Raw genomic sequence first — 15,407 nt, forward strand, 5'->3', positions numbered from 1 at the left:
AGATATGGTTGATCGCGCAAACAGCCTGGCGCTGCCGGATAACCGCGTGGTCCAGGTCGACGACCTGACGGTGCGCTTCGTGGGTTCGGAGCGCACGGTCGAAGCCGTGCGCAACTTGTCGTTCCATGTGGACCGGGGCGAGACCCTGGCCATCGTGGGCGAATCGGGTTCGGGCAAGTCGGTGACGTCGCTGGCGCTGATGCGCCTGGTGGAACATGGCGGCGGCCGCATCGCCCAGGGCAGCATGGCCCTGCGCCGGCGCAACGGTTCCGTGATCGACCTGGTCAATGCCAACCAGCGCGCCATGCGCAATGTGCGCGGCGCCGACATGGCCATGATCTTCCAGGAGCCGATGACCTCCCTGAACCCGGTGTTCACGGCCGGCGACCAGATCGCCGAATCGATCCGCGAGCACCAGGGCATGGACGCCGCGGCCTCGCGCGCCGAAGCCCTGCGCATGCTGGAGCAGGTGCGCATCCCGGAAGCCAAGTCGGTGCTGGACCGCTACCCGCACCAGCTGTCGGGCGGCATGCGCCAGCGCGTCATGATCGCCATGGCGCTGGCCTGCAAGCCGGCGCTGCTGATCGCCGACGAACCCACCACCGCGCTGGACGTCACGATCCAGGCGCAGATCCTGCAACTGATCCGCCAGCTGCAGGAAGAAATGCACATGGGCGTGGTGTTCATCACCCACGACATGGGCGTGGTCGCCGAAGTGGCCGACCGCGTGCTGGTCATGTACCGCGGCGACAAGGTCGAGGAAGGCCCGTCGGCGTCGGTGTTCGCCACGCCCCAGCATGCCTATACCAAGGCGCTGCTGTCGGCCGTGCCGAAGCTGGGCGCGATGCAGGGCACCGACCTGCCGGCGCGTTTCCCGCTGCTGCAGGTGGACGGCAAGGCTCAGCCGGTGGCCGAACCCGGCGCCACCAGCACCCAGGAAGTGCCGGCCGCGCGCCGCGAGCCGATCCTGAGCGTGCGCGACCTGGTAACGCGTTTCGACCTGCGCGGCGGCATCATGAGCCGCGTGCAGCGCCGCGTGCATGCCGTGGAAAAGGTCAGCTTCGACCTGTACCCCGGCGAGACGCTGTCGCTGGTGGGCGAATCCGGTTGCGGCAAGTCCACCACCGGCCGCTCGCTGCTGCGCCTGGTGGACAGCCAGGGCGGCGAGATCCGCTTCGGCGGGCGCGACATCGTGCGTCTGAAGACCTCCGAACTGCAAGCCCTGCGCCGCGACATCCAGTTCGTGTTCCAGGATCCGTTCGCCTCGCTCGATCCGCGCGTCACGGTCGGTTTCTCGATCATGGAGCCGCTGCTGGTGCACGGCGTGGCCAAGGGCAAGGAAGCCGAGCAGCGCGTGGCCGAACTGCTCGAACGCGTCGGCCTGCCGCCCGAAATGGCGCAGCGCTATCCGCATGAATTCTCCGGCGGCCAGCGCCAGCGCATCTGTATCGCGCGCGCGCTGGCTCTCAACCCGAAGGTCGTGATCGCGGACGAATCGGTGTCGGCGCTGGACGTGTCGATCCAGGCGCAGATCGTCAACCTGCTGATCGACCTGCAGCGCGACATGGGCATTTCGTTCCTGTTCATTTCGCACGACATGGCCGTGGTCGAGCGCGTCAGCCACCGCGTGGCGGTCATGTACCTGGGGCAGATTGTCGAGATCGGTCCGCGCCGGGCCATCTTCGAGAACCCGCAGCACCCCTATACCAAGAAGCTCATGGCCGCCGTGCCGATCGCCGATCCGGCGCGCCGCCACATGAAGCGCACCTTGCTGTCCGATGAAATTCCCAGCCCGATCCGCAAGCTCGGCGACGAGCCGGTGGTGCAACCGCTGGTGCAGGTAGGAACCGATCACTTCGTCGCCCGCCATGCGGTCGGCGGAGCGTATTGAGTCAGTTGTCGTACTTGTTTTTCTTCCACCAAACCCCCTAATTCCTCACGGAACCAGGAGTTGCAATGATGAAAGTTCTGCGCCCCACCAAGCTGATGGCCGCCGCCGCGGTGGCCTTCGGCGTGCTCACCTCGCCGCTGGCGCATGCTGCCAAGGACGTGACGTTTGCCGTCTCCATCGCGCTGGAAACGCTCGATCCGTACAACACCAACAGCACGCTGAACCAGGCGGCCGGCAAGGCCTACTACGAAGGCCTGTTCGAGTTCGACAAGGACCTGAAGGTCCAGAAGGTCCTGGCCACCGACTACACCGTCAGCGAAGACGGCCTGGTGTACACCTTCAAGCTGCGCGATGGCGTTAAGTTCCATGACGGCACCCCGTTCAACGCCGAAGCCGTCAAGATCAACTTCGACCGTCCGGCCAACCCGGAAAACCGCCTGTCGCGCTACATCCAGTTCAGCGTCATCGAGAAGATCGAAGTGATCGACCCGCTGACCGTCAAGATCACGCTGAAGAAGCCGTTCTCGGCCTTCATCAACGCGCTGGCCCACCCGGCCGCCATGATGATCTCGCCGGCCGCCCTGGCCAAGTACGGCAAGGAAATCGGCTTCCACCCGGTCGGCACCGGCCCGTTCGAATTCGTCGAATGGAAACCGGCCGAATACCTGAAGGTCAAGAAGTTCGACGGCTACTGGAAGAAGGGCTACCCCAAGGTCGACACCCTGACGTTCCGCACCGTCACCGACAACAACACCCGCGCCGCCGTGGTGCAGACGGGCGAAGCGCAGTTCGCTTTCCCGGTGCCGTTCGAGCAGGCCGCCGTGCTGGCCAAGAACGACAAGCTGGACGTGGTCGACCACAAGAACTCGATCATGGCCCGCTACCTGTCGATGAACGTGCAGCAAAAGCCGTTCGACAACGTCAAGGTGCGTGAAGCCATCAACTACGCCATCAACAAGGAAGCCCTGGCCAAGGTCGCTTTCTCGGGCTACGCCACCGTCGTCGACGGCGTCGTGCCGACCGGCGTGGACTTCGCCCACAAGACCGGCCCGTGGCCGTACGACATCAAGAAGGCCAAGGCCCTGCTGGCCGAAGCCGGCTACCCCAATGGCTTCGAAAGCCAGCTCTGGTCCGCCTACAACGACGGCACCTCGGTGAAGGTGGTGCAGTTCCTGCAGCAGCAACTGGCGCAAGTCGGCATCAAGGTGTCGGTCGAAGTGCTGGAATCGGGCCAGCGCGTGCAGCGCGTGCAACAGGTGCAGAAGCCTGAAGACGCCAAGGTCCGCATGTACTACGCCGGCTGGTCGTCCTCGACCGGCGAAGCCGACTGGGGCCTGCGTCCGCTGCTGACCACCGCCGCGTTCCCGCCGGTGCTCAACAACGTGTCGTACTACTCGAACAAGTCGGTTGACGACGGCATCCAGCAAGCCCTGGCGACGACCGACCGCGCCAAGAAGACCGAGATCTACAAGACCGTTCAGGAAACCATCTGGAAGGACGCCCCGTGGGCCTTCCTGGTGACCCAGAACAACCTGTACGTCAAGTCGAAGAACCTGTCGGGCGTGTACGTGGAACCGGACACCTCGTTCTGGTTCGGCGACATCGAACTGAAGCAGTAATCCGGCGGTAACTCTCGGGGCCGCAAGGCCCTTGCAAGGCCACATACGGCGGGGACGCGGTGTCCCCGCCGATGTTGCAGGAATTTCAATGCTGACCTACATCGTCAAACGTCTTTTGGGCATGATCCCCACGCTGCTGCTGGTGGCCGTGGTCGTGTTCCTGTTTGTGCACATGCTTCCGGGCGACCCGGCGCGACTGGCCGCGGGCCAGGAGGCCGACCAGCAGACCGTCGAACTGGTGCGCAAGGAACTGGGCCTGGATCTGCCCCTGCCGCAGCAGTTCGTGCGCTACTTCAGCCACATGCTGCAAGGCGACCTGGGTACCTCGCTGCGTACCAAGCGTCCCGTCTCGACCGAAATCGCCGATCGCTTCATGCCCACCATGTGGCTGACGATCGCCAGTATGGCCTGGTCCGTCACCTTCGGCATGATCATCGGGATCGTGTCCGCCGTCTGGCGCAACCGCTGGCCCGATCGCCTGGGCATGACGCTGGCGGTGTCCGGCATCTCGTTCCCCGCGTTCGCGCTGGGCATGATGCTGATGCAGATCTTCTCCGTGAACCTGGGCTGGCTGCCGACCGTGGGCGCCTCCAGCTGGAAACACTACATACTTCCGTCCATCACGCTGGGCGCGGCCGTGGCCGCGGTGATGGCGCGCTTCACCCGCGCTTCCTTCGTCGAAGTGGTGCAGGAAGACTTCGTGCGCACCGCCCGCGCCAAGGGCCTGAGCGAGCGCCGCGTGGTCATCAAGCACGCGCTGCGCAACGCGCTGATTCCGGTCGTCACCATGATGGGCCTGCAGTTCGGCTTCCTGCTGGGCGGCTCGATCGTGGTCGAGACGGTGTTCAACTGGCCCGGCCTCGGCCGCCTGCTGGTCGATGCCGTGACCCAGCGCGACTACCCGGTGATCCAGGGCCTGGTGCTGCTGTTCTCGTTCGAATTCATCCTGATCAACCTGATTGTCGACGTGCTCTACGGCGTCATCAATCCCAGCATCCGTTACAAGTGAGGCGGCCATGAGCAATACGACACCCGCCGCAACCGTCGCCACCGCCGTGCCCAAGAACGACGTGCGCACGCCCGCCACCGAGTTCTGGCGCAAGTTCAAGAAGCAGAAGCTGGCCGTGGGCGCCGGCCTCTTCGTCCTGCTGCTGGTCGTGGTGGCGATCCTGGCCCCCTGGATCGTGCCGTTCGACCCGGAGAACTTCTTCGACTACGACGCCCTCAATGCCGGTCCCTCGTGGACGCACTGGCTGGGCGTGGACTCGCTGGGCCGCGACATCTTCAGCCGCATCATCATGGGCGCGCGCATCTCGCTGGCCGCCGGCTTCCTGTCCGTCGCCATGGGCGCCGTCGTCGGCACCTTCATGGGCCTGATGGCGGGCTACTACGAAGGCTGGTGGGAGCGCATCACGATGCGCGTCTCCGACGTGCTGCTGGCGTTCCCCGGCATGCTGCTGGCGATTGGCGTGGTCGCGATCCTGGGCTCGAGCATGGTCAACGTGATCGTGGCCGTGGCCGTGTTCAGCGTGCCGGCGTTCGCCCGCCTGGTGCGCGGCAACACGCTATCGATCAAGCAGATGACCTACGTCGAGGCGGTCAAGAGCGTGGGCGCGTCCGACTGGACCATCATCATGCGCCACATCCTGCCCGGCACGATCTCGCCGATCGTGGTGTACGGCACGATGCGTATCGGCACCTCGATCATCACCGCGGCCAGCCTGTCGTTCCTGGGCATGGGCGCCTCGCCCCCCACGCCGGAGTGGGGCGCGATGCTGAACGAGGCGCGCGCCGACATGGTGATCGCCCCGCACGTGGCGATCTTCCCGGCGCTGGCGATCTTCCTGACCGTGCTGGCGTTCAACCTGCTGGGCGACGGCCTGCGCGACGCGCTCGATCCCAAGATCGATCGCAAGTAACCGCCAAGCGGATGATGGCCACCGCGCCGGCCGCCCCTCGGGGCTCGGCGCGCGGCATCGGATCCCTTGCCGCCGCCCGCGTCCGGGCGCCCGCCTCGCGGCGCGCGCCACGGCCACGCAGGACGGCGGCATTTTGCATTCTGGAGCGTGGCGACACGCAGCGACAAGCATGGACAAACAAGCGTTGGACCAACCCCGCATCGGCAAGCTGGAGGCCGGCCCGCTCGATTCGATCTGCGACGTGGGCGACATCAGCGTCGGCCACTGCACGCTGGACGACGGCGCGCGGCAGACCGGCGTGACCGTGGTGCGGCCGCACGGCGGCAATCTGTTCCTGGACAAGGTGCCGGCGGCCGCCACGGTGCTGAACGGCTTCGGCAAGAGCACCGGCCTGGTCCAGGTGCAGGAACTGGGCGTGCTGGAAACGCCGATCGCGCTGACCAACACCTTCGGCGTGGGCACCGTGGCCAACGCCCAGATCCGTTCGGCGGTGGCGGCCACGCCCGAGATCGGCCGCGGCATGTCGACGGTCAATCCGCTGGTGTTCGAGTGCAACGACGGCTACCTGAACGACATCCAGGCCATGGCGGTGCAGGAGTCGCACTACGCCCAGGCGCTGGCCGCCGCGGACAAGCGCATGGCGCAGGGCGCGGTCGGCGCCGGCCGCGGCATGTCGTGCTTTTCCTTCAAGGGCGGCATCGGCTCGGCCTCGCGCCTGGCATCGATCCAGCCGGGCCTGCGCTACACCGTCGGCGCGCTGGTGCTGGCCAATTTCGGCCGCCTGCCCAATCTGACCGTGGCCGGCCGGCCCTTCGGCCGGCGGCTGGCGGATCAATTGGACCGCGGCCTGGCGCAGGCGGGCGAGAATGCCGCCATCGTGCCGGAGAAGGGCTCCATCATCCTGCTGGTGGCGACCGACGCGCCGCTCGACGCGCGCCAGTTGCGCCGCCTGTCGCTGCGCGCCGGCGCCGGCCTGGCCCGCACCGGCTCGGTGTTCGGCCATGGCAGCGGCGACATCGCGCTGGCGTTCTCCACCGCGTACACCGTGCCGCAACAGGCCGAACAGCCGATGCCGGCGCTGGCCATGCTGCACGAAACCCGCATCGATCCGCTGTTCGAGGCGGCCGCCGAGGCCTGCGAGCAGGCCATCATCGCCGCGCTGTGGCAGGCCGAAAGCGTGCGGGGCCGCGATGGCCATCACCGCGCCGCCCTCCGCGACGCCGCGCCCGACTGGCGCCAATGGCTGGCGGACACCGAATTCTGAATCCCACCAAGGCACACCCCATGAAAATCCTGATTTCCACCGATATCGAAGGCGTCGCCGGCGTCTTCCACGCCGAACAAGTGCGCGCAGGCAACGGCGAATACGAACGCGCCCGCGCCTGGATGACCGCCGAGGCCAACGCGGCCGTGCAGGGCGCCATCGCCGGCGGCGCCGAAGAGATCCTGGTCAACGATTCGCACGGCGGTTTCCGCAACCTGCTGCCGGACGGCCTGGACGAACGCGCCCGCCTGGTGCTGGGCAAGCCGCGCTACCTGGGCATGATGGGCGGCCTGGAAGAGGGCTGCGACGCGGTCTTCATGATCGGCTATCACTCGCGCTCGCAGGGTCGCGGCATTCTCGCGCACACCATCAACAGCTTCGCCTTCTCGCGCGTCTTCATCAATGGCATGGAGCTGGGCGAGGCCGGCCTGTACGGCGCGCTGGCCGGTGAAATGGGCGTGCCCGTCATCCTGGCCACCGGCGACGACGTGTTCATCGCCGAGACCACCGACCTGTTCCCCGGCGCGCAGTGGGTGCAGACCAAGGTCGCCCACGGCCAGGGCAGCGGCGTGACGCTGTCGCCGGCGGCCTCGCGCCGCGCGATCGCCGCCGCCGCGGAGACCGCCGTGCGCAACCTGAAGAAGGCGGTTCCTTTCCGCATCCCCGCCCCTATAGAATGCCGGTTGCAGACGCAGTCGTCGGCCCTGGCCGACCTGTTCTGCATGTGGCCCACGCTGGAGCGCGTGGACGGCGTGACGCTGCGGTTCACCACCGACAGCATGCAGGCCGCCGTTCGCACCCTGAACAGCCTGGCCGCGATGTCCTTCATGTTGCGCTAAGGAAACCCATGTCCAGCACCGACACCCGTATTGCCCAACTGCGGCAGGCCATGCGCCGCCGCGGCCTGTCCGCCTATATCGTGCCGTCCTCGGATCCGCACCTGTCCGAATACCTGCCGGCGCGCTGGCAGGGCCGGCGCTGGCTGTCGGGCTTCACGGGTTCGGTGGGCACGCTGGTGGTGACCGCTGATTTCGCCGGCCTGTGGGTCGACAGCCGCTACTGGGTGCAGGCCGAGGCGCAACTGGCCGGCACCGGCGTGCAGCTGATGAAGATCGCCGTCGCCACCACGCCGGGCCATGTGGACTGGCTGGCCGCCAACACCCGCGCCGGCGACGTCATCGGCGTCGATGGACAGGTGCTGGGCCTGGCCGCGTTCCGCGCGCTGTCGGTGGCCGCCGCCACGTCCGGCGCCACGCTGGAGATCCGCGCCGACCTGCTGGACGATATCTGGACCGACCGCGCCGGCCTGCCGCAGGCCGCGATCTACGAACACGTGGCGCCGCAGGCCTGTGTCGCGCGCGCCGACAAGCTGGCCCAGGTGCGCGCCGCCATGCGCGCCCACGGCGCCGACGTGCATTTCGTCAGCACGCTCGACGACATCGCCTGGCTCTTCAACCTGCGCGGCGCCGACGTCGACTACAACCCGGTGTTCGTCGGCCACGCGCTGATCGGCCCGGACCACGCCACCCTGTTCGTGGCCGACGGCAAGATCGACGCCGCCCTGCGCGCCACGCTGGCCGCCGATGGCGTCGAGGTGGCCGATTACGCCCAGGCCGCCGACGCGCTGGCCTCGCTCGAACTGGACCAGAAGCTGCTGATCGATCCGGCCCGCGTCACCTGCGGCGTGTTCCACGCGATGGATCCGGCCGTGCCGCGCGTCGAGGCGATCAACCCGTCCACCCTGATCAAGTCGCGCAAGACCGACGCCGAACTGGCCAACGTGCGCCACGCGATGGCGCAGGATGGCGCCGCCCTGTGCGAGTTCTTCGCCTGGTTCGAAGGCGCGCTGGGCAACGAGCGCATCACCGAGCTGACCATCGACGAGCAGATCACCGCCGCCCGCGCGCGCCGCCCGGACTACGTCTGCCCCAGCTTCGCCACCATCGCCGGCTTCAACGCCAACGGCGCCATGCCGCACTACCGCGCGACGGCCGAGTCGCACGCCACCATCGAAGGCGACGGCCTGCTGCTGATCGACTCCGGCGGCCAGTACCTGGGCGGCACCACCGACATCACCCGCGTGGTCGCGGTGGGCACGCCCAGCGCCGACCAGAAGGTCGACTTCACGCTGGTGCTCAAGGGCATGATCGCGCTGTCGCGCGCCTCGTTCCCGCGCGGCACGCCGTCGCCGATGCTGGACGCCATCGCGCGCGCCCCGATCTGGGAAGGCGGCGCGGAATACGGCCACGGCACCGGCCACGGCGTGGGCTATTTCCTGAACGTGCACGAAGGCCCGCAGGTCATCTCCTATCGCGCGGCTCCCGGCCCGCACACGGCGATGGAGCCGGGCATGATCACCTCCAACGAACCGGGCATCTACCGCCCGGGCCGCTGGGGCGTGCGCATCGAGAACCTGGTGGCCAACCGCGCCTGGCTGACGTCCGAACTGGGCGAGTTCCTGTGCTTCGAGACGCTGACGCTGTGCCCGATCGACACGCGCTGCATCGAGCCGTCGCTGTTGCGTGCCGACGAAACCGCGTGGCTCAACGACTATCACAAGACCGTGTTCGAGCGCCTGTCGCCGCTGGTGGAAGGCGAGGCCCTGGCCTGGCTGGAGCGTCGCACGGCGGCCATCTGATCGTCGTTTCCGACCATGAAAAAAGGCCCCGAGGGGCCTTTTTTCATGGCATGCGCGCCATCGCGCGGCGCTCACGCTCAGGCCGACGCGCTCTCCGGCGGCGTCGCGCGGCGGCGGTAGAACAGCCGGGCGCCTAGGTAGCAGCTCAGCGCCAGCAGCACGCTGTAGATCAGCACCGACACCACCGAGGTCGTGTACGACGCGGCCGTGCGCATCAGCTGGCTCCAGGTCATTGACCAGATGATCAAAAGCGCCAGGCCGATTCCAAGCACCTGGGTCAGCCAGAAGGCGAAGGTGCCGTGGGCGATGGCGCGGCCCATGCCGGCTACGCCCAGCACTGGCGGCAGGCTGCGCAGGCAGACCCATGCAGCCAGCGCCAGCAGCAACGCGGGCACGATCCAGTAGCCGATCGCGTGTTCCAGCATGCCGGCCGATCCCGCATAGGTCATGAAGTACAGGCCGATCACCAGCGCGACATGCAATTGCCACAGCAGCAGCGTCAGCGCGGCGATCCACGCGGCGTGGCGCCGCTGCAGGGACGGCGCCTGCGCGGCGGCGACGGGCGTGACGCTCCAGGCCGCGATGCGCACCGCCAGCCAGCTGCCCAGGATGGTGAGCAGGATGGCGCACAGCTTGGGCGGCAGGGCCATCAGGAGCATGCGGCGGGCGCCGTAATAGCCGAAGGCCTGGTTCACCCATTCCTTGTGCTTGAAGATGAGCGTGTAGAAACCGTGCTGCAGCAACGCCAGCCCGGTCGAGATCAGAACGAACAGCACCAGCGAGACCGCCAGCAGCACGGCCACCATCCGGCCCGGGCGGTCGACGTCGCCCGCGTTGTGCCGGCGCAGCCAGCGCTGCGTGGCGCCCCAGGTGGTCAGGCCGACCAGGATGCAGCCGGCGACGATGTTCACTACCGTGCTCGCCACCATGTCGGGCCGGGCAAACGCCTCGCGCGTCAGCGCGGCCAGCGGTCCGGCGCTTACCAGGTAGAGCTGAACCAGGATGGCGCCCAGCAGCTGCAGGCCGACGGCGGCGGTGGTCAGGCGCCTGGCCAGCGCGTTCGGGTGTGCGGTCGGAAGGTTCATCGGCAGGGGCCTCGGGACGAGAAAATCGGGGACGACCATAGCATGATGGCCGCCGTCACGGCATTTCGGTCTTGCGCGCGAGTGCAGCCAAATGTTACGCCTGGCCGCTAGGGGAAAACCCAGACAAGTTCCGCCTCCCGGCTATAATCCAAATTTCCCGCACGCGCCCGCTCGTCCCGGGCGCTTATTACGATGACCAAATACGTATTTGTCACCGGCGGAGTGGTGTCTTCCCTGGGCAAGGGCATCGCCGCTGCGTCGCTTGCCGCCATCCTCGAGTCGCGTGGTCTGCAAGTCACCATGCTCAAGCTCGACCCCTACATCAACGTCGATCCGGGCACCATGAGCCCGTTCCAGCACGGTGAAGTGTTCGTCACGGAAGACGGCGCGGAAACCGACCTGGACCTGGGCCACTACGAGCGTTTCGTCTCAGCCCGCATGCACAAGGTGAACAACTTCACCACCGGGCAGATCTACGAATCGGTGCTGCGCAAGGAGCGCCGGGGCGACTACCTGGGCAAGACCGTCCAGGTCATTCCGCACATCACCAACGAGATCCAGGACTTCATCGCCCGTGGCGCTGACGCCGCCTGGAACGGCAACACCGACGTCGCCATCGTCGAGATCGGCGGCACCGTGGGCGACATCGAATCGCTGCCCTTCCTGGAAGCCGCGCGTCAGATGAGCCTGCGCATGGGCCGCAACAACGCCGCCTTCGTGCACCTGACGCTGGTGCCGTTCATCGCGTCCGCCGGCGAGCTCAAGACCAAGCCGACCCAGCACTCGGTGCAGAAGCTGCGCGAAATCGGCATCTACCCGAACGCGCTGCTGTGCCGCGCCGACCGTCCCATCCCGGACGACGAGCGCGCCAAGATCTCGATGTTCTCCAACGTCCCCCTGGATGCCGTCATCTCGGTGTGGGACGCCGACTCGATCTACAAGATCCCGGCCATGCTGCACAAGCAGGGCGTGGACAACATCGTCTGCGAAGCGCTGGGCCTGACCCCGCCGCCGGCCGACCTGTCCATGTGGGACAACCTGGTCTACGCGCTCGAACACCCCGAGCACCAGCTGACCATTGGCATGGTCGGCAAGTACGTCGACCTGACCGAGTCGTACAAGTCGCTGACCGAAGCCCTGGTGCACGCCGGCATCCACACGCGCTCGAAGATCAATATCGAGTACATCGATTCCGAAGACATCGAAACGCGCGGCACCGAGCAGCTCAAGCACCTGGACGCCATCCTGGTTCCGGGCGGCTTCGGCAAGCGCGGCACCGAGGGCAAGATCGCCGCGATCCGCTACGCCCGTGAAAACGGCGTGCCGTACCTGGGCATCTGCCTGGGCATGCAACTGGCCGTGATCGAATTCGCGCGCCACGTGGCCGGCCTGGGCGGCGCCAACAGCACCGAGTTCGATCCGTCGGCGCCGCATCCCGTGGTGGCCCTGATCACCGAATGGATGGACCGCGAAGGCAAGGTCGAGAAGCGCGACAACTCGTCCGACCTGGGCGGCACCATGCGCAAGGGCGCGCAGCGCGTGCCGATCAAGTCCGGCACCCGCGCCCAGTCGATCTACGGCGACGAAGTCAACGAGCGCCATCGCCACCGCTACGAAGTCAACAACGTCTACGTGCCGCGCCTGGAAGAGGCCGGCATGGTGATCAGCGCGCGCACGCCGACCGAGAACCTGCCGGAAATGATGGAACTGCCCGACCACCCCTGGTTCGTCGGCGTCCAGTTCCACCCGGAGTTCACGTCCACCCCGCGTGACGGCCATCCGCTGTTCTCCAGCTACATCCGCGCCGCCATCGAGCAGAAGGCTCGCCGCGGCCAGGGGGCGTAATGGGGGTCGGCGGCACCGAGCCGCGCTTTTGCGCCGCCCGGGCCGCCGGTCTTGTTCCCGCCTTCGCTCCTGGCGGACAATGCGCCGTGGCCCCGGGCCACGGCGCTGCTTTCGGATACAACCACTTAGCATCGGACAGGCACGGCCTGGCCGTGTTGCGAGACACTGCCCGAGTCATGCGGTCCGGCGCCGCGACCCCATCAACGCAACTGCTCTGAAGGAACCCCATGAGTGCCTACCTCATCGCCGACGTCACAGTGACCAAGCCCGCACAGTACGAGGATTACAAGCGTCTGTCCACGCTCGCCATGCGCGCGTACGATGCCAAGATCCTGGTGCGCGGCGGCGAATCCCGGCACCTCGAGGGGCGTGAGCCCGGCCGCACCGTCGTCATGGAGTTTCCCTCCCTGGCCGCGGCCCAGGCCTTCTACGACTCCTGGCAGTACCGACGCGCCCGCAATGCCCGCGAAGGCGCGGCCGTGATGAATATGTTTATCGTTCAGGGAATGTAAAGTCATGAGTGCAATCGTCGATATCATCGGCCGCGAGATTCTGGATTCGCGCGGCAACCCGACCGTCGAATGTGACGTGTTGCTGGAATCCGGCGCCATGGGCCGCGCGGCCGTGCCGTCGGGCGCGTCCACCGGCGCCCGCGAAGCCATCGAGCTGCGCGACGGCGACAAGGGCCGCTACCTCGGCAAGGGCGTGCTGCGCGCCGTCGAGAACCTCAATACCGAGATCTCGGAAGCCCTGATGGGCCTGGACGCCCAGGAGCAGACCTTCGTCGATCGCACCCTGATCGAGCTGGACGGCACCGAGTCCAAGGAACGCCTGGGCGCCAACGCCATCCTGGCCGCCTCGATGGCCGTGGCCCGCGCCGCCGCCGACGAATCCGGCCTGTCGCTGTACCGCTACTTCGGCGGCAGCGGCCCCATGAGCATGCCCGTGCCGATGATGAACGTCATCAACGGCGGCGCGCACGCCAACAACACCCTCGACCTGCAGGAACTGATGATCCTGCCGGTGGGCGCGGGCAGCTTCCGTGAAGCCCTGCGCTGGGGCGCCGAAGTCTTCCACATGCTCAAGAAGCTGATCCACGGCCAGGGCATGTCCACCGCGGTGGGCGACGAAGGCGGTTTCGCCCCCAACGTACCCAGCCACGAAGCCGCGATCCAGCTGATCCTGAAGGCCATCACCGAAGCCGGCTACGAGCCGGGCACGCAGATCGCCCTGGGCCTGGACTGCGCCAGCTCCGAGTTCTACCGCGACGGCAAGTACACCCTGGCCGGCGAAGGCGGCATCTCGCTGTCCTCGCAGGAATTCACCAACCTGCTGGCCACCTGGTGCGACAAGTACCCGATCATCTCGATCGAAGACGGCATGGCCGAAAACGACTGGGAAGGCTGGAAGCTGCTGACCGACCAGCTCGGCAAGAAGGTGCAGCTGGTGGGCGACGACCTGTTCGTCACCAACACCAAGATCCTGCGCGAAGGCATCCAGAAGGGCGTCGCCAACTCGATCCTCATCAAGATCAACCAGATCGGCACCCTGACCGAAACCTTCGCCGCCATCGAAATGGCCAAGCGCGCGGGCTACACCGCCGTCGTCTCGCACCGTTCGGGCGAAACCGAGGATTCGACCATCGCCGACATCGCCGTGGCCACCAACGCCATGCAGATCAAGACCGGCTCGCTGTCGCGTTCGGACCGCATGGCCAAGTACAACCAGCTGCTGCGCATCGAGGAAGAGCTGGCCGAAGTCGCGTCGTACCCCGGTCTGGAAGCCTTCTACAACTTGCGTTAATGTAAGCGGGCCGCGGCGCGCGCCGCGGCCTTCTTCGCGCCACGACTGCTGAGGGTTCCTGCGTATGCGCCTGTTGTTCCTGGTGCTGTTCGTGCTGGTAGGGCTGATCCAATACCCGCTCTGGCTGGGTAAGGGTGGCTGGTTCAAGGTCTGGGACCTGCAACGCCAGGTGGCGGCGCAGCGCGAGACCAACGAAGGCCTGCGCGCGCGCAACGCGGCCCTGGAAGCCGAAGTCCGCGACCTGGAAAACGGCTCCGGCGCCATCGAGGAACGGGCCCGCGGCGAACTGGGCATGATGCGCGACGGCGAGGTCTTCGTGCATATCCTGCCGCAGAACACCCAGCCGCCCGCCGGCGGCGCATCGCTGGCCACCGAGGCCGCCAGCCGTCCGGCGACCCCGGTGCGCGCCAGCGCGCCGGCCACGCCCGCCAGGCCGGCTCCGGCCGCGACTTCCGCCACGCGGCCGGCCAATGCCCGGCCGGCCAACGGCGCCGCCACTCCCCAACGCTGATCGCCACGCGTCCGGGCCATGCCCGGACCCGCCAACGGCCCCGTCATATTCGAGCGCTGATGTCCGCGCCACCTCGTCCGTTCACGGGCAGTGGAGGCCGCGGCACGCCCCGGCCACCATGCCGGGCGGATACGGTTGGCCGCCGCGCCAGTCCACGGGATGGCTGTGCATTTCCATGTCGAGTTCCATGCCGATCGGCGCCAGGCCGCTCGCCCTGGCTGCGTTCGCGTAGCTGCCGTCGGCGCCGGCCAGCCCCGCCAGCAGCGCGCGCAGGGGCGGCAACAGGGGACGGTACAGATAGGTCAGCCGCAGCCTGAGCGTATTGGCCAGGAAGATGCTGCGGCTGTCCGGCAGATCGGGCCGGCGCGCGTATTGCAGCGCCTGGTAGGCGTTGTCGATGGCCGGCAGGCCGGCGGGCGCGTCGGTGCGCAGCCCCGGCCGCGCATGATCGCGGAAGGCCTGGGCGTCGGGCCGCAGGATCTCGATGCGCCAGGCGGGCGCGCCCACCCGCGCGGCGATGCGCGCCTGGGCGTTGGCCTGGCGGCGGCGGGCGCCGGCTTGGCCGCCGCCGCCGGCGTGCAGCGGCAGCAGGGCCTGCTGGAACGCCGAGCGGATGCGGACCGGATCGGCGTGGGCGGTGGCGCCGGCGCGGGCCGCCTGCAACAGGGCCAGGTGGACGATCTGGCGGGTCAGCTGCCAGCGGACGGCCTCGACCGTGCCCAGCGCCAGCAGCAGCACCAGGACGGCGGCCAGGGTGAATTCGAGGGCGGCGGCGCCGCGCTGGGACGGGCGCGTGGCGGAAAAGCGCGAGGCGACAAAAAAGGCGGTCATG

At 67.6% G+C, this 15,407-nt stretch carries 13 protein-coding genes; 11 read left to right on the forward strand and 2 right to left on the reverse strand.

The window, feature by feature from the left end; all coding sequences use genetic code 11:
• The first annotated feature begins 4 nt into the window (after positions 1–4).
• The 7 genes from AOZ53_RS03335 (at position 5) to AOZ53_RS03365 (ending at position 9,331) form a co-directional block, all read left to right on the forward strand.
• The gene (locus tag AOZ53_RS03335; RefSeq protein ID WP_054429555.1) at positions 5–1,891 is read left to right on the forward strand and encodes a dipeptide ABC transporter ATP-binding protein; all 1,887 of its coding nucleotides are present in this window, start codon (positions 5–7) and stop codon (positions 1,889–1,891) included.
• Between the two features lie 65 nt (positions 1,892–1,956).
• Positions 1,957–3,510 (forward strand): glutathione ABC transporter substrate-binding protein GsiB, encoded by a 1,554-nt coding sequence (gene gsiB, locus AOZ53_RS03340; RefSeq protein ID WP_054429554.1) that lies wholly within the window; start codon positions 1,957–1,959, stop codon positions 3,508–3,510.
• Positions 3,511–3,598: 88 nt separating this feature from the next.
• A complete protein-coding gene (gsiC, locus tag AOZ53_RS03345) occupies positions 3,599–4,519 on the forward strand; it encodes a glutathione ABC transporter permease GsiC (RefSeq protein ID WP_049072229.1) in 921 nt (306 codons plus the stop codon).
• Positions 4,520–4,526: 7 nt separating this feature from the next.
• A complete protein-coding gene (gene gsiD / locus AOZ53_RS03350; RefSeq protein ID WP_054429553.1) occupies positions 4,527–5,429 on the forward strand; it encodes a glutathione ABC transporter permease GsiD in 903 nt (300 codons plus the stop codon).
• Between the two features lie 169 nt (positions 5,430–5,598).
• A complete protein-coding gene (locus AOZ53_RS03355; RefSeq protein WP_082385488.1) occupies positions 5,599–6,693 on the forward strand; it encodes a DmpA family aminopeptidase in 1,095 nt (364 codons plus the stop codon).
• A gap of 20 nt (positions 6,694–6,713) precedes the next feature.
• On the forward strand, positions 6,714–7,532 hold the full coding sequence (locus AOZ53_RS03360) for a M55 family metallopeptidase (RefSeq protein WP_054486835.1): 819 nt from the start codon (positions 6,714–6,716) through the stop codon (positions 7,530–7,532).
• An 8-nt stretch (positions 7,533–7,540) separates the two neighbouring features.
• A complete protein-coding gene (locus AOZ53_RS03365; protein ID WP_054479679.1) occupies positions 7,541–9,331 on the forward strand; it encodes an aminopeptidase P family protein in 1,791 nt (596 codons plus the stop codon).
• Between the two features lie 77 nt (positions 9,332–9,408).
• Here AOZ53_RS03365 and AOZ53_RS03370 read toward each other — a convergent pair whose 3' ends face one another.
• Positions 9,409–10,416 carry a hypothetical protein gene (locus AOZ53_RS03370; RefSeq protein ID WP_054486837.1) on the reverse strand — a complete coding sequence of 336 codons (1,008 nt, stop codon included), beginning with the start codon at positions 10,414–10,416 and terminating at the stop codon, positions 9,409–9,411.
• A gap of 192 nt (positions 10,417–10,608) precedes the next feature.
• On the opposite strand from AOZ53_RS03370, the gene AOZ53_RS03375 reads away from it, so the two are divergent.
• From AOZ53_RS03375 to ftsB, 4 genes are all read left to right on the forward strand, one after another.
• The gene (locus AOZ53_RS03375) at positions 10,609–12,261 is read left to right on the forward strand and encodes a CTP synthase (RefSeq protein WP_054429548.1); all 1,653 of its coding nucleotides are present in this window, start codon (positions 10,609–10,611) and stop codon (positions 12,259–12,261) included.
• Positions 12,262–12,488: 227 nt separating this feature from the next.
• Positions 12,489–12,773 carry a DUF1330 domain-containing protein gene (locus AOZ53_RS03380; protein WP_054429547.1) on the forward strand — a complete coding sequence of 95 codons (285 nt, stop codon included), beginning with the start codon at positions 12,489–12,491 and terminating at the stop codon, positions 12,771–12,773.
• A gap of 4 nt (positions 12,774–12,777) precedes the next feature.
• Complete coding sequence (gene eno / locus AOZ53_RS03385; RefSeq protein WP_054429546.1) at positions 12,778–14,064, forward strand: phosphopyruvate hydratase; 1,287 nt, start codon at positions 12,778–12,780, stop codon at positions 14,062–14,064.
• 64 nt (positions 14,065–14,128) lie between these two features.
• On the forward strand, positions 14,129–14,575 hold the full coding sequence (gene ftsB / locus AOZ53_RS03390; RefSeq protein ID WP_054486839.1) for a cell division protein FtsB: 447 nt from the start codon (positions 14,129–14,131) through the stop codon (positions 14,573–14,575).
• 81 nt (positions 14,576–14,656) lie between these two features.
• Here the strand turns inward: ftsB and AOZ53_RS03395 are convergent.
• Positions 14,657–15,407, reverse strand: a 751-nt coding sequence (locus AOZ53_RS03395) for a TadE/TadG family type IV pilus assembly protein (RefSeq protein WP_054486841.1), incomplete at its 5' end; no start/stop codon positions are given.

It is taken from the genome of Achromobacter sp. 2789STDY5608621, from assembly GCF_001299375.1.
In the GTDB taxonomy this organism is placed as follows: Bacteria; Pseudomonadota; Gammaproteobacteria; order Burkholderiales; family Burkholderiaceae_B; genus Achromobacter; species Achromobacter insuavis.